This window comes from Arenimonas malthae CC-JY-1 (assembly GCF_000747075.1).
Lineage (GTDB): Bacteria > Pseudomonadota > Gammaproteobacteria > Xanthomonadales > Xanthomonadaceae > Arenimonas > Arenimonas malthae.
Genome location: NZ_AVCH01000133.1, coordinates 1 through 18,847 on the forward strand (window position 1 = coordinate 1; position 18,847 = coordinate 18,847).

The 18,847-nt window shown below is 70.8% G+C and carries 14 protein-coding genes; 2 read left to right on the forward strand and 12 right to left on the reverse strand.

Translation table 11 applies throughout. The features are described 5' to 3' along the window. Positions 1–191 precede the first annotated feature (191 nt). The 4 genes from prpF to N790_RS05950 form a co-directional block, all read right to left on the reverse strand. Entirely contained in the window at positions 192–1,391 is a 1,200-nt protein-coding gene (gene prpF / locus N790_RS05935) for a 2-methylaconitate cis-trans isomerase PrpF (RefSeq protein WP_043802035.1), read from the reverse strand. 102 nt (positions 1,392–1,493) lie between these two features. Then, on the reverse strand, positions 1,494–1,907 hold the full coding sequence (locus N790_RS05940; RefSeq protein ID WP_342668323.1) for an endonuclease domain-containing protein: 414 nt from the start codon (positions 1,905–1,907) through the stop codon (positions 1,494–1,496). Between the two features lie 152 nt (positions 1,908–2,059). Further along, positions 2,060–4,669, reverse strand: a complete 2,610-nt coding sequence (acnD, locus tag N790_RS05945; RefSeq protein WP_043802039.1) for a Fe/S-dependent 2-methylisocitrate dehydratase AcnD — start codon at positions 4,667–4,669, stop codon at positions 2,060–2,062. Between the two features lie 92 nt (positions 4,670–4,761). Then, positions 4,762–5,196 (reverse strand): phosphate-starvation-inducible protein PsiE, encoded by a 435-nt coding sequence (locus N790_RS05950; protein ID WP_043802040.1) that lies wholly within the window; start codon positions 5,194–5,196, stop codon positions 4,762–4,764. A gap of 64 nt (positions 5,197–5,260) precedes the next feature. Here N790_RS05950 and dsbG point away from each other — a divergent pair, with 64 nt between their 5' ends. Continuing rightward, entirely contained in the window at positions 5,261–5,824 is a 564-nt protein-coding gene (gene dsbG, locus N790_RS05955; protein WP_052385729.1) for a thiol:disulfide interchange protein DsbG, read from the forward strand. A gap of 94 nt (positions 5,825–5,918) precedes the next feature. Here dsbG and N790_RS05960 read toward each other — a convergent pair whose 3' ends face one another. The 6 genes from N790_RS05960 to N790_RS05985 form a co-directional block, all read right to left on the reverse strand. After that, complete coding sequence (locus tag N790_RS05960) at positions 5,919–6,587, reverse strand: hypothetical protein (RefSeq protein WP_043802043.1); 669 nt, start codon at positions 6,585–6,587, stop codon at positions 5,919–5,921. A 115-nt stretch (positions 6,588–6,702) separates the two neighbouring features. Then, positions 6,703–7,338, reverse strand: coding sequence for a helix-turn-helix transcriptional regulator (locus N790_RS05965; protein WP_043802044.1), 636 nt, complete (start codon positions 7,336–7,338; stop codon positions 6,703–6,705). Further along, the gene (locus tag N790_RS05970) at positions 7,335–9,416 is read right to left on the reverse strand and encodes an oxidoreductase (RefSeq protein WP_043802047.1); all 2,082 of its coding nucleotides are present in this window, start codon (positions 9,414–9,416) and stop codon (positions 7,335–7,337) included. The genes N790_RS05965 and N790_RS05970 overlap by 4 nt, the downstream gene beginning before the upstream one ends. Then, a complete protein-coding gene (locus tag N790_RS05975) occupies positions 9,409–10,713 on the reverse strand; it encodes an amino acid permease (protein ID WP_043802049.1) in 1,305 nt (434 codons plus the stop codon). The genes N790_RS05970 and N790_RS05975 overlap by 8 nt, the downstream gene beginning before the upstream one ends. Before the next feature lie 17 nt (positions 10,714–10,730). After that, on the reverse strand, positions 10,731–12,020 hold the full coding sequence (locus tag N790_RS05980; protein ID WP_245593747.1) for a metal-dependent hydrolase family protein: 1,290 nt from the start codon (positions 12,018–12,020) through the stop codon (positions 10,731–10,733). Next, positions 12,017–13,084 (reverse strand): aromatic ring-hydroxylating oxygenase subunit alpha, encoded by a 1,068-nt coding sequence (locus N790_RS05985; protein ID WP_043802053.1) that lies wholly within the window; start codon positions 13,082–13,084, stop codon positions 12,017–12,019. The genes N790_RS05980 and N790_RS05985 overlap by 4 nt, the downstream gene beginning before the upstream one ends. 57 nt (positions 13,085–13,141) lie before the next feature. Between N790_RS05985 and N790_RS05990 the strand changes: the two genes are divergently transcribed. Beyond that, positions 13,142–14,281: a DmpA family aminopeptidase gene (locus tag N790_RS05990; protein ID WP_043802054.1), complete on the forward strand. Its 1,140-nt coding sequence runs from the start codon at positions 13,142–13,144 to the stop codon at positions 14,279–14,281. Positions 14,282–14,295: 14 nt separating this feature from the next. On the opposite strand, the gene N790_RS05995 is transcribed toward N790_RS05990, so the two are convergent. Continuing rightward, positions 14,296–16,326, reverse strand: a complete 2,031-nt coding sequence (locus N790_RS05995) for a S9 family peptidase (RefSeq protein WP_043802056.1) — start codon at positions 16,324–16,326, stop codon at positions 14,296–14,298. Beyond that, a complete protein-coding gene (locus N790_RS06000; protein WP_043802057.1) occupies positions 16,323–18,845 on the reverse strand; it encodes a CehA/McbA family metallohydrolase in 2,523 nt (840 codons plus the stop codon). The genes N790_RS05995 and N790_RS06000 overlap by 4 nt, the downstream gene beginning before the upstream one ends. Positions 18,846–18,847: the final 2 nt, after the last annotated feature.

Sequence of the window (18,847 nt, forward strand, 5' to 3'; positions counted from 1 at the left end):
CCCAGGGCGGCCGGGTCGCGCGGCGCGTCGGCGCGGTCGATGGCGGCCACGGCGGCGCCCTGCGCCTGCAGCGCCGTGACGACGGCGGTGCCCAGCGCCCCGAAGGCGCCGGTGACGGCGATGGTTTTTCCGGCAAGGGACATGGTCGGTTCCTCCAGTGCGATGCCGGCGATGTTACCCGAGGTGGCGGTTCAGCCCGCGTGGAAATCCGCGGGCACCCGCACCGCGCCTTCCATCAGCACGCGCGCGCTGCGGCTCATGATGGCCTTGCGCACCACCCACTGGCCGTTTTCGCTGGCCGCCTCGGCGCCCACGCGCAGGGTGCCGCTGGGGTGGCCGAAACGCACGGCGGTGCGTGCGCCGCCGCCGGCCGCGCGGTTCACCAGCGTGCCGGGGATGGCCGCGGCGGTGCCGATGGCCACGGCGCAGGTGCCCATCATGGCGTGGTGCAGCTTGCCCATGCTGAGCGCGCGCACGTGCAGGTCGATGTCGGCGGCGGCGATGCGCTTGCCGCTGCTGGTGGCGTAATCGGCCGGCGGCGCCACGAAGGCGACCTTGGGCGTGTGCTGGCGCTTTGCGGCGTCGGCCACGTCCTTGATCAGGCCCATGCGCACGGCGCCGTGGGCGCGGATGGTTTCGAACCTGGCCAGCGCCGCCGGGTCGCCGTTGATGGCGTCCTGCAGTTCGGTGCCGGTGTAGCCGATGTCCTTCGCGTTGACGAACACGGTGGGGATGCCGGCGTTGATCATCGTCACCTCGAGCGTGCCGACGCCGGGCACCTCGAGCCTGTCGGTGAGATTGCCGGTGGGGAACATGGCGCCGCCGCCCTCGCCTTCGCCCTCGTCGGCCGGGTCGATGAACTCGAGCACGATCTCGGCCGCCGGGAAGGTGACGCCGTCGAGCTCGAAGTCGCCGGTTTCCTGCACCTCGCCATTCGTGACCGGCACGTGGCAAATGATGGTCTTGCCGATGTTGGCCTGCCACACCTTCACCGGGAACACGCCGTTTTCCGGCAGCCGCGCCTTGTCGATGAAGCCGTTGGCGATGGCGAACGGGCCCACCGCGGTGCTGAGGTTGCCGCAGTTGCCGCTCCAGTCGACGAAGGCGGTGTCGATGGACACCTGGCCGTAGAGGTAGTCGACGTCGTGGCCGGGCTGCGTGCTCTTGGAGATGATCACGCACTTGCTGGTGCTGGACGTGGCGCCGCCCATGCCATCGGTGTGCTTGCCGTAGGGATCGGGCGAACCGATGACGCGCATCAGCAGCGCGTCGCGCGCCGGGCCGGGCACGCGCGCGGCTTCGGGCAGGTCTTCCAGGCGGAAGAACACGCCCTTGGAAGTGCCGCCGCGCATGTAGGTGGCGGGAATCTTGATCTGCGGTGCGTGGGTCATCTTCTTCCTCATGCGGGTTTCCCCTCTCCCCAACCCCTCTCCCGCAAGCGGGAGAGGGGCTAGTAGCGCGCCTTGCTCCCCTCTCCCGCCAGGGGGGAAGGGCTAGAGGCGCGCCTTGCTCCCCTCTCCCGCTTGCGGGAGAGGGGCCGGGGGAGAGGGCTCGGGCGAGAGCCGGGCCCCAAGGGCATTCCAGATGACCTCAAGGACCACCTGCGTATTTTGCAGTATCTCGTGGTTCCAGAAACGCAGTACCCGATAGCCGTGCCGCTGCAGCCAAGCATCGCGCTCCCCGTCGCCCGCTGGTCCGTTGTGTTGCCCGCCATCGGCTTCGACCACCAGCCCTGCGCCGTGGTGGAGGAAATCCACGATGTAGGGGCCGACCGGCACCTGCCGCCGGAACTTGTGGCCGCCGAAGCGATGGGCGCGCAGGTGGTACCAGAGGCGGCGTTCGGCCTCGGTCATGGATTGGCGGAGGTGTTTGGCGAAGTCTCGCTGGTGCAAAGCCCCTCTCCCCAACCCCTCTCCCGGGGGGAGAGGGGCTTCAAGGTCCTGGGCTTCATGCTCCCCTCTCCCCTTGCGGGAGAGGGGTCGGGGGAGAGGGGCAAGTCCCGTCGGAGAAGCGCCCTCTCCCCAACCCCTCTCCCGGGGGGAGAGGGGCTCAAACCGGTTCAGGCGGCCTGGGTGGATTCGAGGAAATCCTGGGCGAAGCGCTGCAGCACGCCGCCGGCTTCGTAGATGGACACTTCCTCGTCGGAATCGAGGCGGCAGCGCACCGGCACTTCCAGGCGTTCGCCGTTGCGGCGGTTGACCACCAGCGTCAGGGAGGCGCGCGGGGAACGTTCGCCCAGCACGTCGTAGGTTTCGGTGCCGTCCAGGCCGAGGGTCTTGCGGGTGGTGCCGGGCAGGAACTCCAGCGGCAGCACGCCCATGCCGATCAGGTTGGTGCGGTGGATGCGCTCGAAGCCCTCGGCCACGATGGCTTCCACGCCGGCCAGGCGCACGCCCTTGGCGGCCCAGTCGCGCGAGCTGCCCTGGCCGTAGTCGGCGCCGGCGATGATGACCAGCGGCTGGCCGCGCTCCATGTAGGTTTCGATCGCCTCCCACATGCGCATCACCCGGCCTTCCGGCTCCACGCGCGCCAGCGAACCCTTCTTCACCGCGCCGTCCACCACCGCCATTTCATTGAGCAGCGTGGGGTTGGCGAAGGTGGCGCGCTGCGCGGTCAGGTGGTCGCCGCGGTGGGTGGCGTAGGAATTGAAGTCCTCTTCCGGCAAGCCCATCTTCGCCAGGTATTCGCCGGCCGCGCTGGAGGCGAGGATGGCGTTCGATGGCGAGAGGTGGTCGGTGGTGATGTTGTCGCCCAGCAGCGCCAGCGGGCGCATGCCGGTGAGCGTGCGCGGCTTGGCCAGCGCGCCTTCCCAATAGGGCGGGCGGCGGATGTAGGTGCTCTGCGCGCGCCAGTCGTACAGCGGGCTCACGGCCTCGCCCGACTCCACCGCGATCTTGAACATCGGCTCGTACACCTTGCGGAACTGCTCCGGCTTCACGGCCGCCTTCACGATCGCGTCGATCTCGGCGTCGCTCGGCCACAGGTCCTTGAGCAGGATGGGCGTGCCGTCGGCGCGGTGGCCCAGCGCGTCCTTCTCGATGTCGAAGCGGATGGTGCCGGCGATGGCATAAGCCACCACCAGCGGCGGCGAGGCCAGGAAGGCCTGCTTCGCGTAGGGATGGATGCGGCCGTCGAAGTTGCGGTTGCCGCTGAGCACGGCGGTGGCGTACAGGTCGCGCTCGATGATTTCCTGCTGGATCACCGGGTCAAGCGCGCCGCTCATGCCGTTGCAGGTGGTGCAGGCGAAGGCGACGATGCCGAAGCCCAGCTGCTCGAGCTCGGCCTTCAGGCCGGCTTCCTCCAGGTACAGCGCCACGGCCTTGGAGCCCGGCGCCAGCGACGACTTCACCCAGGGCTTGCGTACCAGGCCCAGCGCATTCGCCTTCTTGGCCAGCAGGCCGGCGGCGATGACGTTGCGCGGGTTGGACGTATTCGTGCACGAGGTGATGGCGGCGATGATCACCGCGCCGTCGGGCATCAGGCCCTCGGCTTCCTGCGCCTGCGCGGCGGCCAGGTTGCCGGCGATGCCCTTGGCGGCGAGGTCGCTGGTGGCCACGCGGGCGTGCGGGTTCGACGGGCCGGCCATCGTGCGCACCACGGTGGACAGGTCGAAGTGCAGCGTGCGCTCGTACTGCGCGGTGGCCAGCGCGTCGGCCCACAGGCCCGAGATCTTGGCGTAATTCTCAACCAGCGCCACCTGCTCGTCGGTGCGGCCGGTCAGGCGCAGGTAGTCGAGCGTGTTGCCGTCGATGAAGAACATGGCGGCAGTGGCGCCGTATTCCGGGGCCATGTTGGAAATGGTGGCGCGGTCGCCCAGCGTGAGCGCCGCCGCGCCTTCGCCGCGGAACTCCAGGTACGCGCCCACGACCTTCTGCTTGCGCAGGAATTCGGTGAGCGAGAGCACGATGTCGGTGGCGGTGATGCCCGGCTGCGGCCTGCCGCTGAGCTCGACGCCGATGATGTCGGGCAGGCGCATCCACGAGGCGCGGCCCAGCATGACGTTCTCGGCCTCGAGGCCGCCCACGCCGATGGCGATCACGCCCAGCGCGTCCACGTGCGGCGTGTGGCTGTCGGTACCCACGCAGGTATCCGGGAAGGCCACGCCGTCCTGCACGCAGATGACGGGCGACATCTTCTCCAGGTTGATCTGGTGCATGATCCCGTTGCCCGGCGGGATCACGTCCACGTTCTTGAACGCCAGCTTGGTCCAGTCGATGAAGTGGAAGCGGTCTTCGTTGCGGCGGTCCTCGATGGCGCGGTTCTTGGCGAAGGCATCGGGGTCGAAGCCGCCGCATTCCACCGCCAGCGAGTGGTCCACGATCAGCTGCACCGGCACCACCGGGTTCACCTGGGCCGGGTCGCCGCCCTGGTCGGCGATGGCGTCGCGCAGGCCGGCCAGGTCCACCAGCGCGGTCTGCCCCAGGATGTCGTGGCAGACCACGCGGGCCGGGAACCAGGGGAAGTCGAGGTCGCGCTTGCGCTCGATGAGCTGGCGCAGCGAGGCCTCCAGGTTGGCCGGCTCGCAGCGGCGCACCAGGTTCTCGGCCAGCACGCGCGAGGTGTAGGGCAGGCCCGCCCAGGCCCCGGGCCGGATCGCGTCCACCGCCGCGCGGGCGTCGAAGTAGTCGAGGGCGGTGCCGGGCAGCGGCTTGCGGTGCTGGGAATTCATGCGGGCGGGGCCTTGGGGGAGCTGAGCCCGCCATTATCCGGCAGCCGCCCAACACCGTCACCCGTCATGGCGCGCCGGGCTTGCCGGCCGCCTCATTCCCGGTCCGTGGCTTCCTCCGACGCCTGCGTGTAGGGGAAGCGCAGGTGGCCGTAGCGCACGATGAACACGCCCACCGCCAGCAGCACGATGGCGCCGGCGCCGGCGATCATCAGCCAGGGGTCGTGGTAGGAGGAATCGGCCATCAGGTGCCGGGCGATGCCGACCATGGCGATGTACAGCGGCATGCGCACCGGCAGCTTGCCCATGCGCCAGTAGGTTTCCACCATGGAAACCATCTCGAGGTACATGAAGAGCAGCAGCAGGTCGGAAATGCCCACCTTGCCGCTTGAGAACATGCGCCACACCTCGTGGCCGCCGGCCAGCAGCGTGGCCGCCAGCACGATCACCAGGCCCACGTATTCGAGCAGGCGGATGCCCTTGCCCACGCCGCGCGCGCTCAGCAGTGCCAGTTCCAGCCGGGTTGCCATGCCTTCGCTCCCCACGATGCGGACCCGTGGCCAGCATATACCCCCACGGGTATATGATTGCAACATGGCCCGGCCCCTCCTGCCCGCGCTGCTGCTGGCCCTGCTGCTGCCCCTGCCGGGCGGTGCGGCGGTGCCCGCGCAGGCCGCCCCGGCAGCGGAGGCGCGCGACGACTGGGCCCGCCTGGCGTCCGGCCACTGGGTGGCCGACGGCCGCGCCGACGCGCCGCGCCTTGTTTATGCCTTCGCCGACCCGAACTGCGGCTACTGCAACCGCTTCTGGCTGGCCGCTCGTCCCTTCGTGGAATCGGGCCAGGTGCAGCTGCGCCACCTGATGGTGGGCATCATCGGCGACGACAGCCCGGGCAAGGCGGCGGCCATCCTGGGCGCCGACGTGCCGGCCGACGCGCTGGCCCGGAACGAGCGCCATTACCGCGAAGGCGGCATACGCCCGCTGCCGGCCGTGCCGCCGGCGCTGAAGGCCAAGCTCGACGCCAACGAGAAGCTGCTGCGCGCCCTGGGTTTCCACGGCACGCCGGGGCTGGTCTACCTCGACGCCGAGGGTCGCCTCAAGCGCTTCCCCGGCCTGCCCGACACCGCCGACCTCGCGGAGATCCTCGGCGCGCCCTAGCCGTCGCCGCAGTGCAGTTCACCGGCGTTTCCTACCCTGCTCCCGCCAACCCCGCCGGCATGGGGATGCGCCGGCGGGGCCAGCAGGACCCGGCTCAGAACTTCGCCGGGAACTGCTTGGCCAGTGCGGCCGTCAGTGCATCGGCGATGGTGAACATGTGCTGGCGCATCGCGGCCCAGGTCCGGGCTTCCGCGGCGTAGTCGCGCTTGGAAACCTGCTGGATCTGGGCGATGTGGTGGGCACCATGGGCGCTCAGCAGGCCCACCAGGGTCGCCTCGGGCAGGTAGGGATTGGCCTTCGCCAGGAAGGCGGCGATGTCCTTGGCGTTCGCCGTCAGCGCGGCCGCGGCGGCCTGCTGGGCCGCAGCATCGACCTGGCCGAAGCTGGCATCGGCGTAATCCTTCACCGCCCCCCAGTGCCCGGCCAACAGGCCGAGCAGGTGGTCGCCGGCCGGCTTGCCGTAGAAGCCCGCTACCGCGCCCGAGATGGCCGTGGCGTTGGCGACGACCTGGTCGGCGGCCACGCGCTGCCGGGCGGCATCACCCTCGGCGCGGGCGTTGACGTAGTCGCGGATCCAGAACACGTGCTCGACCCACAGGTCGCGCAGGGCGGCTTGGGTCGTGGCCTGCTTGGCGCTGGACATGGCCGCCGCGTCGGCCGCGGGCGGGACGGCGTGGGCGGGATGGGCGCTTTCGTCGGCCTGCGCTTCGGTACCGAAGGCGAACGCGACGGAAAGTGCGAGGACGAGGGCTGTGGCTTTCATGGGATGAGGCTCCGTAAGGAAGGGGCGCCGCGGGCGCGGCGTGGAAGCACCCTATCGGGGGTCTCGACGATACGGAATATATCTATGTGTAAAGCTTCTATTTAGAGCCTTACCGTCAGACTGGCTTCACCCGGAAGCGGCAGACGTGCTGGCCGTGCAGGATGCAGGCCGTGAGCGCCACCTTCCGGCCGCTGACCGCCTCGAGATACGCGAGGTCGAACTTGCAGACCTGGGGGTTTTGCCGCGCCAGGGCGTGGAAGACGCAGTTGAACGCCTCCACCTGCCACTCGCCGTCGCTGCGCGCCGCCACGGCCTCGTAGCCCAGGCTGTCGAGGCGATCGGCCAACGCCTTGGCCAGGGCCTCTTCGTCACCACCAGCCGGCAACGGCAGCTGCGACGCAGCCACGGTGGCCCCCAGCTCGACCAGCAGCCCGGACACCGCATCCTGGCCCAACTGGCTTTCCAGCCGCGCCAGCAAGGCGCCGGCGATGGCGCCGTAGTTGCGCGGGAAGAGTTCGCGGCCTTCCAGCGTGATCGCATATCGAACCTGCGGCCGGCCGCCCGTGGCGACGGCCTCGGCGCGTTCGACGTAACGTTGCCCGATCAGCGCGGTCAGGTGCTGGCGGACCGCGTTGTGAGTGATCTTCAGGCGCAGGCAAAGATCCTCGACCGTGCAGCCACCGCCCGACATCAGCAGCTGGCGCAGCAGCCGCTGCTGGGTGGAGCCCAGGCGTAGCAGTCCGTGGCTCATGGCCCGTCCAGCAGGTCCGTTTCACGGGCCGTGTGGAAGTGTCGCTTGAACGGCACCTCGCCCGTCTTCGCTTCGCCCAGCTCCTGCGCGTAACGATGGCCCGCGTACACCGCGTGGGCGATGAGGCCCGGCGCCAGCGCGTCGCCGATGCAGTCCACGCTTTGGATGCCGGCGTCGGCCCACTCGGCTTCGCGGGCCTTCAGCGCGTGGAAAAGTTCGTCGTTCGGCAGGCGCGCGGTGACGGTGAGCAGCGCGTCCACGTCCAGCGTTGAAGTGGCATCGGACCACACGTCTTCCAGCACCAGCGTGCGCCCGGCGAAACCGGTGATGTTGGTCGACACGCGGATCTCCACGCCCAGCGCCGCCAGCCGCTTGCGCACGTGCCGGTATTCCAGCGTGTAGGCGCCCCAGGACGCCGGCGTGTCGTCGGGCGTGATGAAGACCACTCGGCAGCCCGCCTTCGCCAGCGCTTCGGCGGCGACGGTGGCGTAGTAGAAATAATCGTCGTCGAACACGGCCACGGTGCCGGTGGGCAGGCGGCCGTCCATCAGGTCGTCGGGCGTGAACACGGCCGGGTGCTCCGCCAGCCCGGGGATGCCCAGGCCGTTGCTGCGGCCGTACCCGTCGCGGCGCCAGCGGCAGCCGGTGGCCAGCACCACGTGCCGGGCGCCGAAGTCGAGCACGTCCTGCGCCGACATCGTCGAATCCAGGTACGTCGACACGTTCGGCAGCTTGCGGATCTGCCCCAGGCGCCAGTCGCGCACGCGGCCCCATTCGGCCAGGCCGGGCAGGCGCGCCTCCCGGCTGACACGGCCGCCGAGCTCCTTCGAGGCCTCCGCCAGCGCCACCTCGTGGCCGCGCTGGCCCAGCGCCCGCGCCGCCTCCAGCCCGGCCGGGCCGCCGCCCACCACCAGCACGCGCGCGTCGGAGGCCCTGGGCGCGATGCGCTCGGGGTGCCAGCCCTTGCGCCACTCCTCGCCCATGCTCGGGTTCTGGGTGCAGCGGATGGGCGTGATGGTGTTGTCGCCGGTGATGCAGATGTTGCAGCCGATGCACTCGCGGATGTCGTCGAACCGGCCTTCTTCGATCTTGCGCGGCAGGAAGGGATCGGCGATGGACGGGCGCGCGGCGCCAATGAAGTCCACCACGCCGCGGCGGACCTGGCTGACCATGGTGTCGGGCGAAGTGAAGCGGCCCACGCCCACCACCGGCTTGCTCGTCGCCTTCTTCACGAAGTCGATGAAGGGCTCCTGCGCGCCTTCCGGCGCGAAGCGCGAGGGCACGGAATCGTTGTACCAGGCGGCCACGTTCACGTCCCACAGGTCGGGCAGCTCGGCCAGCATGGCCACGATGTCGCGCGCCTCGGCCAGCTCCACGCCGCCCGGGCCCAGGAATTCGTCGGTGGCGAAACGCAGGGCCACGCCGCAGCGGTGGCCCACGGCCTCCTTCGTGTCCTGCAGCACCTCGCGCAGCAGGCGCACGCGGTTCTCCAGCGAACCGCCGTATTCGTCGGTGCGCTGGTTGCGGCGCCGCTGCAGGAAGTGCATGGGCAGCGACAGGTCGTGCGCGGCGTAGACGTAGACGATGTCCATGCCGGCGCGCATGCCGCGCACGGCGGCGTCGCGGTGCCACTGGCGGTAGGCGCGGATGTCGGCCTTGTCCATGGCCCGCGCCTGCGCCGGGTAGCCGTACTTCGAGGGCTGGTGCGAAGGCGCCAGCAGCACCTCGCGGGAGTACAGGTTCGAAGCGGTGGGACCGTTGTGGCTGAGCTCGATGGCGGCCAGCGCGCCAAACGCGTGCACCTTGTCGGCCATGAGCGAAAGCGCGGGGATGTCCCGGTCGTCCCACAGCCGCGCCTCGACGTAGGGCGTGAGGTCGGAGCTGGGGTGGATTTCGCATTCCTCGGTGGAGATCACCGCCCAGCCGCCCTCGGCCTTCGCCTCGCGCATGGCGGCGTGCGCCAGCGGCATCTGGTGGCCCATGCCGTTGCAGTGCGGCACCTGGAAGAAACGGTTCTTCGCCACCACCGGGCCGATGCGCACCGGCTCGAACAGGATGTCGTAGCGCGGGTCACGCATGGCCGGCGACCTTCTTCGGGCGAAGGCGCAGGAAGGCATACAGCGGCAGGCCCGCCACCGCCAGCACCAGCGCCCACAGGAAGGGCTCGCGGCCCATGCCGACGAAGGCGAACACCACGAAGGCCAGGGCCAGCACCGAGGCCACCAGCATGCCCGTGCGGATGCCGCCGCCGCGGCGCCAGGTCACCACCAGCGCCAGCGAGCAGCAGGCGTACAGCGGCAGGTTGGCGGCGGTGACCACGGTGGTGAGGAAGGTGAAACCGGCCACCAGGGTCTTGCTGTAGCTCATCAGCACCATCGCGCTGCCCAGCAGGCCCGTCACCAGCAGGGCGCGGCCCGGCGCACCGGCGCGGTTCGAAGAAGCCAGGAAAGCCGGCAGCACGCCGTGGCCGGCCATGGTGCGGGTGAGCTCGCCCACCAGCAGGGTCCAGCCGTTGAGCGCGCCCAGGCCCGACACCACCACGAACAGCGCCAGCCAGCGCCCGGAGCCATCGCCGCCGAACAGCGACATCAGCAGCGCGAACGGCGCGCTCGATTCGGCCAGCTGCGCCTCGGGAATCAGCAGCAGCGGCACGGTGGAAACGATGAGGTAGATCACCGCCACCACCAGCGTGCCCACCAGCGTGGCGCGCGGGATGGTGATGCCCGGGTCGCGCACCTTCGAGGCCGGCACCGTGGCCGATTCGATGCCCAGCATGGCGAACAGCGCGATGGTGGCCGCCGACATCGTGGCGCCCAGCGTGATGGCCGGCGTCGGCGGGTGCGCCACGTATTCGCCCGGCGTGGTGAACAGCACCCAGGCGCCCAGCGCCGCCACCGCCACCATCGGCAGCAGCTTGAGGCCGGTGGTGACGATCTGCACCGCGCCACCGCTGCGCACCCCGGCGGAGTTGATGGCCACGAACACCCACAGCAGCACCAGCGCGCACAGCGACGGATGCAGCACCACCAGCTCCGGGAACACCGCCTGCAGGTAGCCCACCACGCCGGTGGCCAGCGCCGCGTTGGTGATCCACAGCGACACCCAGTAGCACCACAGCGCCACGTAGGCCGGCAGTTCGCCCAGGGTGGAGCGCACGTAGCCGTAGGGCCCCTCGGCCTGCGGCAGCTCGCGCGCCAGGTGCGCGAACACCCGCGCCAGCGCCAGGCAGCCCAGCACCACCACCACCCAGCCGATCAGGGCGTTGAGCCCGAACGGCGCCAGCGAGGCCGGCAGCAGGAAGATGCCCATGCCGATGGTGTTGCCCACCACGAGGGCGGTGCAGGTCCAGAAACCGATCTTCTTGGTGTCGTTCATCCAGGGTCCGGAAAGGGTCAGGGCATCGGAACGGGGTCGCCGGCCTTCACCACGCCGCGAACATGCTCGCGCTCAAGGCAGGTGATGTCGGACAGCGGGTTGCAGGCCACGGCCACCAGGTCGGCGGCCTTGCCCACGGTGATCGAGCCCAGCGTGGCCTCCTGGCCCAGCAGGCGCGCGGAATCGAGCGTGGCCGAGCGCAGGGCCTGCAGCGGCGTCATGCCATGCCGCACCATGTAGGCGAACTGGCGGCCGTTGTCGCCGTGCGGGTAGACGCCGGCGTCGGTGCCGTAGGCGTTGTTCACGCCGGCGGCCACGGCCTTGCGGAAGCCGGCGCGCTGGGCGTCGGTGGTTTCGGTGTTCTTGCGCAGGATCTCTTCCGACCAGCCGTCGCGGCGGCCGACGGCGTCGATGTAGTCGCCGTTGTAGATGTCGGCCACCAGCCAGGTGCCGTGTTTTTTCATTTCGGCGATGGCGGCGTCGTCCATCAGCGAACCGTGTTCGATGCTGCGGGCGCCGGCGCGGGCCGCGGCGGCGATGCCTTCGGCGCCGTGGGCGTGCGCGGCCACCCAGCTGCCACGCGCGGCCGCCGCTTCCACGGCAGCGCGCACTTCGGCTTCGGAGTATTCCGACTGGCCCGGCTCGGTGCCGGCGGTGAGCACGGCGCCGGTGGCGATGACCTTGATGAAGTCGGCGCCGCCGTCCAGGAAACGATCCACCGCGCTGCGCACCTGCGCTTCATCGTCGGCCACGCCGACGCGGAGCTCGGGCGTCACCACGCTGCCTTCCGGCAGGCCGGTGAGCTCGCCGCCGCCGCCGGTGACGGTGACGTAACCGCCGGCCACGAACATTCGCGGGCCCGGCACCAGGCCCTGGTTGATGGCGTCGCGCAGGGCCACGTCGGCGAAGCCGCGGTAGGCGCCCACGTCGCGCACGGTGGTGAAGCCGGCGCGCAGGGTGGCGGCGGCGTTGCGGGCACCGACGAAGGCGGCGCGGGCCGGGGTGGCCTTGAGCGGCGCGGCCAGGTCGGCGCTCTGGTCTTCTTCGGCCAGGTGGGTGTGCATGTCCATCAGGCCCGGCACCACCACGTGCGCGGACCAGTCGAGCAGGCGCGCACCTTCGGGCGCATCGCCGGTCCAGGGCGCGATGGCGGCGATGCGGCCGTCGCGCACTGTGATGGCCTGGTCGGCACGAATCTCGCCGGTTTCCACGTCCACCACGTGGCCGGCGCGCACCAGCAGGTCCTGCGCGGCGGCCGGCGCCGCCAGTGCGACCGCCAGGGTCATCGCCAGGCCGGCGCGCCTCACGCGGCATCCCCCGCGGCGGCGTAGGCCGCGCGCAGCTGGTTGTGGAACAGCCACAGCGCGCTCTCACGCTTGGGGCACAGCCGGCCGGCCTCGTAGGTGCCCGACACCAGGCCCTTCTGCACCGCTTCGCAGATGGTGATGTCCTCGGCCTGCACCTCGTCGCTGAAGGCCTGGTCGTTGGCAATGCGGGCCTGGGCCTGCTCGTCCTGGGCGTAGTAGTAGTCGAACTCCACCCGGCAGCGGCCGGGGCCCAGCGGCAGGATGCGGTTGGTCTGCAGGCGGCCCGGCATGATGTTGAGCATCACGTTCGGGTAGACGAAGTAGTAGAAGGCTTCGCCGTCGCCATAGATGTCGCCGCTGTTGCGCAGCGGCGAGTGCTGCAGCGAATGCCAGGGGAAGAGTTCGGTGTCGTAGACGCGGTAGTCCAGCACCTTCGACAGCCCCGGGTGCACGTGCGGCAGGTGGTAGCCCTCCAGGAAGTTGTCGATGTAAACCTTCCAGTTGCAGGCGATGTCGTAGCTGTCGCGGCGCAGGAAGCGCATGGCGGCCAGGTCGATGGGCGCGATACGTTCGGTGATGCCGGCGTACACCTCCTCGAAGGGTGGCACGTTGTCGCTCAGCGCCACGAACACCAGGCCCTGCCACTCCACCACCCGCAGCGGCGGCAGGCGGATGGCCGACACGTCGAAATCCGCCGCGCCCTGCATTTCCGGCGCCGAGCGCAGCTGGCCCTCGAGCGTGTAGCTCCAGCCGTGGTACTTGCAGTGCAGTGCGCGGGCGCCCTTGCCGTTGCACAGCGCCAGCGGGCCGGCGCGGTGGCGGCAGACGTTGGGGAAGGCGCGCAGCACGCCGTCCTGGCCGCGCACCACGATCACCGGCACGTCGCCCACCTGCTCCACCACGTGGTCGCCCGGCTCGGCCAGCTGGCCCTGGTGCGCCACCAGCTGCCAGCTGCGTGCGAATACCGCACGTTTTTCCATCGCCAGCATGGCCTCGCCGACATAGAAGCGCGCGGGCAGCGCGGTGGCGGATTCAAGCGCGGTGATCTTGTCGGGTGTGTGCATGGGGCCTGCCGGGTTCGATTAAGCTTCGGGTGGTACCGCCATCCTCGGGGAGAAACCATGGTCCGCGCCAGCCTGCTGCTGCTTGCCCTCGCCACCGGCGCCTCGGCGGCCGAACCCCGGGCGCGCGACCTGGGCATTCCCTTCGAGGGCCAGCCCGGCCCGCTCAACGCCATCACCGACGTGGCCGGGGTCACGGTGGGCCACGCCACGGTCGTCCGCGACGAGGCCGACGGCCGCAAGGTGCGCACCGGCGTCACCGCCGTGCTGCCGCGCGGACAGGCCAGCGCGGCCACGCCGGTGTTCGGCGGCTGGTTCGCGCTCAACGGCAACGGCGAGATGACCGGCACCGCCTGGCTGGAGGAATCGGGCCAGCTGGAAGGCCCGGTGATGCTCACCAACACCCACAGCGTAGGCGTGGTGCGCGACGCCGTCATCGCCGAACGCGTGCGCGCCGGCGGCGCCGACGCCACCGGCTACTGGTGGTCGCTGCCGGTGGTGGCGGAAACCTGGGACGGGCACCTCAACGACATCAACGGCTTCCACGTGACCCCGGCGCACGTGGCCGAGGCCCTTCGGGGCGCGAAGGGCGGCCCCGTGGCCGAGGGCAACGTGGGCGGCGGCACCGGCATGGTCTGCCACGAATTCAAGTGCGGCATCGGCACCGCCTCGCGGGTGCGCGGCAACTACACCGTGGGCGTGCTGGTGCAGGCGAACTACGGCCTGCGCGACAGCCTGCGCATCGCCGGCGTGCCGGTGGGCCAGTTCCTGCGCAATGACCGCGTGTACACCGAACCCAACCCGCTGGCCGGCGACACCGGCTCGATCATCATCATCGTGGCCACCGACGCGCCCCTGCTGCCGCACCAGCTCAAGCGCCTGGCCCGCCGCGCCAGCCTGGGCCTGGCGCGTTTGGGCAGCTACGCCGGCAACGGCTCGGGCGACATCTTCGTGGCCTTCTCCACCGCCAATGCCGAAGCGCTCGACGGCGGCGAACTCGAGCAGGCGCGCTTCGTCGGCAACGACCGCATGGACCCGCTGTTCGAAGCCACGGTGCAGGCCACCGAAGAAGCCATCACCAACGCCATGGTGGCCGCGCGCGACATGCAGGGCCACGGCGGCAACTACGCCAGGGCCATCGACCACGCCGCGCTGGTGGAAGTCCTGCGCCAGCACCGGCGGCTCGCGCCGGGCAAGTGAGGGCGCGGCGCGGTTCACTTCGCGCCGCCCTGCCCCAGGTAACGCCCGTACCAGTCCAGGTTGCGCTGCATGCGGTCGCGCAGGTAGCTGGGCACGGTGAGGCCGTGGTTTTCGCCCGGATAGATCACCAGCTGGGTCGGCACCCGCAGTTCGCGCAGGGCCTGGTACATCTGCTCCGACCCGAGGCAAGGCACGTTGTAGTCCATCTCCGCGCACTGGTAGAGCGTGGGCGTGCTGATGCGGTCGGCGTGCAGGAAGGGGAAGCTGGCGCGGTCGTACTGTTCGCGCTGTGACCAGGGGTTGCCGAGTTCGAGCCGGTATTCGCGCGTGTACTGGTCGTGGCCGTACAGGCCGTACACGTTCGCCACGCCGGCGCCAGCGATGGCGGCCTTGAAGCGGCCGTCGCGGGCGATGACCGAATTGGTCAGGATGCCGCCGTAGCTCCAGCCGCCGATGCCCAGCCGTTCCGGGTCGGCCACGCCCATCGCCACCACGTGGTCCACGCCGGCGAGCACGTCGGCCGTGTCGAGGCTGCCCCAGTCGGCGTAGATGGCGCGCGCGAAGTCGAAGCCGCGGCCCGAACTGCCGCGCGGGTTCACCGCCACCACGGCGTAGCCGCTGGCGGCGTACACCTGCCAGTCGGGCATGAACTCGTGGCTGTACTGGTACACCGGGCCGCCGTGGATGCGCAGGATCGTGGGGTAGCGCCGGCCGGGCTGGTGGTCGAGCGGCTTCACCAGCAGGCCCTCGAGCGCGGTGCCGTCGGCGCTCTTGAAGAAGATGGGCTCCACCGGCGCCAGGCGGCGCTGCGCCAGCCAGCGGTTGTGGTCGGCCAGCAGGCGCAGCGCGGGCTCGCCGCCGGCATCGGATTCGACGGCGGACAGCGCATAGGGCTGGTGGTCGGTGCCGCCGAGCACCACGATGCGCTCGCTTTCCACGTCCAGGTCGTAGTCGAAGCGCAGGCCGCCGGTGAGCGGCGTGACCTGCCCGCTGGCCAGCTCGACGCGCGAGAGGTGGGTGACGCGGCTGTGTTCGAACAGCGCATACAGCGCGCGGCCGTCGGCCGACCAGCGCGGCTTGGTCACGCAGCGGTCGATGGGCGCCGGCAGCGTGGCCTTTCCGCTGGCCACGTCCACCACCGCGAGTTGCCAGGGGGCGTAGTAGATCCACCGGTCCTCGCCGCCCTGCAGGTAGGCGATTCGGGTGGAATCCGGGCTCCAGGTGGGCCGCGTTTCCCAGTACGGGTCGAGGTCGGCGCCGATGAAGGTGGTGAGCTGGCGCGCGCGGGCGCCGGCTTCCGGCGCGATCAGGTAGAGGTCGGTGTTGAGGTGGCGGTCGGGGTCCTCGCCGCGCTTGCTGACGAAGGCGATGGTCCTGCCGTCCGGCGACCAGGCCGGCAGCATTTCGTCGGTGTCGCCCTGCGTGAGTTGCGTGGCACGGCCGCTGCCCACGTCCACCAGGTAAAGGTGCTTGCGCAGGTGGGTGAGGTAGCCGGTGCCGTCTTCCTTGAACTGGTAGCGCGTGGTGACGATGGGCGGCGGCTGTTTCGGCTCGGGCGTGCCGGCGGGGCGCTCCGGGTCCCAGGCCACCACCACCATGCGCGCCCCGTCGGGCGACCAGGCGAAATCCTCGACGCCGCCCGGCAGCGAGGTGATGCGCCGCGCGCGGCCGCCGCCGGCCTTCACCAGCCACACCTGCACGCTGTCGTCGGCGTCGTCGCCGCGGCCGTGCGGGCGGTCGGACAGGAAGGCCACGTGTTTGCCATCCGGCGACCACTGCGGCCGCCATTCGCTGTGCTTCGGCGTGTCGGTGAGCCGCTTCGGTTCGCCGCCGGCGAAGGCCACGCGCCACAGGTCGGACTGGTTGAGGTCTTCTTCGACGTTGGCGGCACTGGCGGTGTAAACGACCCAGCGGCCGTCGTCGCTGAGGTCGGGCTCGGTCAGGTCCACCAGACGGTCGTAGTCGGCGGGCGACAGGCCCGGCGCCGCGGCGAAAGCTGGCAGCGCGGCGGCCAGCAGCAGGGAGGCGCAGTGGCGGAGCTTCATTCGTCGCGTCCTTCGGCCAGGCGGGCGTAACGCGCGCGGGCGGCGCGCAGGTAGTCGAGCGTGGCGTCGAATTCGCCCGCGCCGTTGAAGTCGGCTTCCCGCGCCGTGGCGTTGGCGATCACGCGGTCGAGCCAGGCGGTGAAATAGGCCGCGTCGCCCTGCACGTTTTCGCTGGCGCGGCCGCGGCCGATCCACACCGGGTTGGTGGTGGCGTACGGATACAGGTCGAGCACGCCGGGGTCGGCCTGGTCGTTCCAGGCGCGCAGCAGCAGCCAGCCGTCGCCGAGATCGAGTTCGCCTTCGGCGTCGAGCGTGCGTCGGTCGCCCTCCAGTTCGAAGGCCTTCACCACGCGGCCGTTGTGCACCAGTTCCAGGTGCTGCACCGGCACCGGCGAGCGCAGCGCCAGGCGGAAGGCATGTTTGCCTGCCGGCAGTTCGGCGCCCGGCTTGCGGCCGTCCACCAGCAGGCCCAGCAGCGGGCCGTTGCTGGCGAAGCCTTCGCCTTTGCGCAGCGCGGCCAGCGCGGTCTCCGGGTCGCGGCTGCCGGCCGTGTCCAGGAACACGCGGTTCATGCCGACCGGGCCGCGCAGCGAGGCGTAGTTCGCCATGGCGTCGGTGCCGGCGCCGGCGGCGACGCGCAGGCCCAGGTTGAGCAGGCGGTACCAGACGCCGGCGGTGGCGCGGTGGTCGGAGAAACCAACGACCTCGATGTAGTCCGCCTTGCGGTGCATGGCGTCCGCCGGCAGCTGGTGGCTCAGGCCGGTTTCCTTCGCCGGGTCCGGGTCCCAGTCGAAGGGATGCACGTAACCCACCAGCGCGCCCTGTTCGTGCGCGAGGTCGGCGATCACGCCGTTGTGCGGGTACGGGCTGGCCAGCGCCGTGTGCCGGTAAGCGGAGAAATCCGGCGTCAGGTAGTGGCTGCGCAGCTGCAGCAGGCCCAGGTGGCCCCAGAAACTGGTGTGGTACTCCTGGCCCTGCAGCAGGGTGACGACCGCGTTGCTGGCCGGGTCCACGCCCGGGCGGAAGGCGGCGATGTCGGGGATGCGCTCTTCCTTGTTCACCACCAGGTTGTGCACGACGTCGAGGTCTTCGGCCTCGGCCTGGCGCACCAGGGTTTCCGGCGTGTGCCGGTAGTGGCCGCCGTAGTTCATGTGCACGTGCAGATCGGCGCTGACGAAACCGCCGAACGCGGGCGGCAGCGGCTGCGCCTGCAGGTGGGCGATGAGGGGCTTGCCCGGGCCCGGCGCCACGTCCACTCGGGCATTCCACGGCAGGGTTTCGAAGCCGCGCCGCACCGTAACCTGCGCCGGCCCGGCGGGCAGCTGCAGGCGGCAAGGCGGCGCGCAGTGGAAATAGTGGGTTTCGGTTTTCTGCTGCGCGCGGTCGAAGCCGTCGTCGGCGTGCAGCCAGGCCCCGGCCGGGGCATGCGCGCGCCCGTCGCTGCCGGTGACCGACACGCGCGCCGGCACGCGCTGGCCGGCGCCGTCGCGGATGTCGAGCACCAGCGTGCCCTGCGGCGCCAGCGTCTCGCGGCGCGTGGCCTGCACGGTGTCCGTACGGCCGCCGATGACGTCCATCACCCGCAGCGTGGTGCCGCCGTCGCGGTTGTCGATGTAGGCGACGCGCTGGCCGTTGGGCGACCAGCGCGCATGACGCCGGTCGAATTCGCCGAAGCTCAGCGGAAGCGGCGCCGCGCCGTTCGGCGTGGTCAGCCAGAGCTGGTGCCACTGGCGGCCCCGGTAGCCGGAATACAGGAGGCGCTTGCCATCCGGCGCGAGCTCGGGGCGCGCGGCCCAGCTGGTTTCTTCGGCGTGGACGCGGCGGCGCGCGGCAGGGTCGGCCACGGGCACGGCCCACAGGTCGCCGCTGCCCCAGGCCACTTCCGGATTGGCGACGTAGTAGATCGTTTCGCCGTCGGGCGACCACGAGGGATTGATGGCGTGGTCCACCGGCGCGTAGTAGTAGCGGTCGATGCTGCTGCGGCGCTCGCCCAGCAGCGCGTGCACGTTCGTGAGGCCCGCGGGGCCGAGCTCGGCCACGTACAGGTTGAAGTTGCCGTTGCCGCGGGTGGATACCCAGGCCAGCCGACGGCCGTCGGGCGAAATCCGCGGCTCCACGTTCACCGCGCCTTCGTCGGTCAGCCGCAACTCGCGACCGCTGCTCAGGTCCAGGCGCCACAGCTCCATGGCCGCGCCGTCGTAGCGGGTGAACACCACCGCGTTGCCATCGGGCGCGACGTCGGGCTGGTGGTCGTAGGCGCCACGCGGGTGCGTGAGCTCGGTGGCGAGGTCGTCGCCCAGCGCCTGGCGCCACAGCGAACCGCCCATGCTGTACACCAGCCCCTGGCCATCGGGCAGGAAAGCGGCGGCCGACGGGCCGGTGGTGAGCTGGGGCAGGTAGAGCTCGCGCCAGTAGTAGCTGTGCGGAACCTTGACCTGGTTGAGCACCGGTTCCCGCCCCGCCTGCGCCGCCGTGGCCAGCAGGAGGGCCGCGAGCAGCAAGGGGAGGCGGGCGCGCATGG

What these genes read in the sequence shown, in the direction of transcription:
- prpF (WP_043802035.1), bottom strand. Translation starts at nt 1,391, where the DNA reads ATGACCCACGCACCGCAGATCAAGATTCCCGCCACCTACATGCGCGGC.
- acnD (WP_043802039.1), bottom strand. Translation starts at nt 4,669, where the DNA reads ATGAATTCCCAGCACCGCAAGCCGCTGCCCGGCACCGCCCTCGACTAC.
- N790_RS05950 (WP_043802040.1), bottom strand. Translation starts at nt 5,196, where the DNA reads ATGGCAACCCGGCTGGAACTGGCACTGCTGAGCGCGCGCGGCGTGGGC.
- dsbG (WP_052385729.1), top strand. Translation starts at nt 5,261, where the DNA reads ATGGCCCGGCCCCTCCTGCCCGCGCTGCTGCTGGCCCTGCTGCTGCCC.
- N790_RS05960 (WP_043802043.1), bottom strand. Translation starts at nt 6,587, where the DNA reads ATGAAAGCCACAGCCCTCGTCCTCGCACTTTCCGTCGCGTTCGCCTTC.
- N790_RS05965 (WP_043802044.1), bottom strand. Translation starts at nt 7,338, where the DNA reads ATGAGCCACGGACTGCTACGCCTGGGCTCCACCCAGCAGCGGCTGCTG.
- N790_RS05970 (WP_043802047.1), bottom strand. Translation starts at nt 9,416, where the DNA reads ATGCGTGACCCGCGCTACGACATCCTGTTCGAGCCGGTGCGCATCGGC.
- N790_RS05975 (WP_043802049.1), bottom strand. Translation starts at nt 10,713, where the DNA reads ATGAACGACACCAAGAAGATCGGTTTCTGGACCTGCACCGCCCTCGTG.
- N790_RS05985 (WP_043802053.1), bottom strand. Translation starts at nt 13,084, where the DNA reads ATGCACACACCCGACAAGATCACCGCGCTTGAATCCGCCACCGCGCTG.
- N790_RS05990 (WP_043802054.1), top strand. Translation starts at nt 13,142, where the DNA reads ATGGTCCGCGCCAGCCTGCTGCTGCTTGCCCTCGCCACCGGCGCCTCG.
- N790_RS05995 (WP_043802056.1), bottom strand. Translation starts at nt 16,326, where the DNA reads ATGAAGCTCCGCCACTGCGCCTCCCTGCTGCTGGCCGCCGCGCTGCCA.
- N790_RS06000 (WP_043802057.1), bottom strand. Translation starts at nt 18,845, where the DNA reads ATGCGCGCCCGCCTCCCCTTGCTGCTCGCGGCCCTCCTGCTGGCCACG.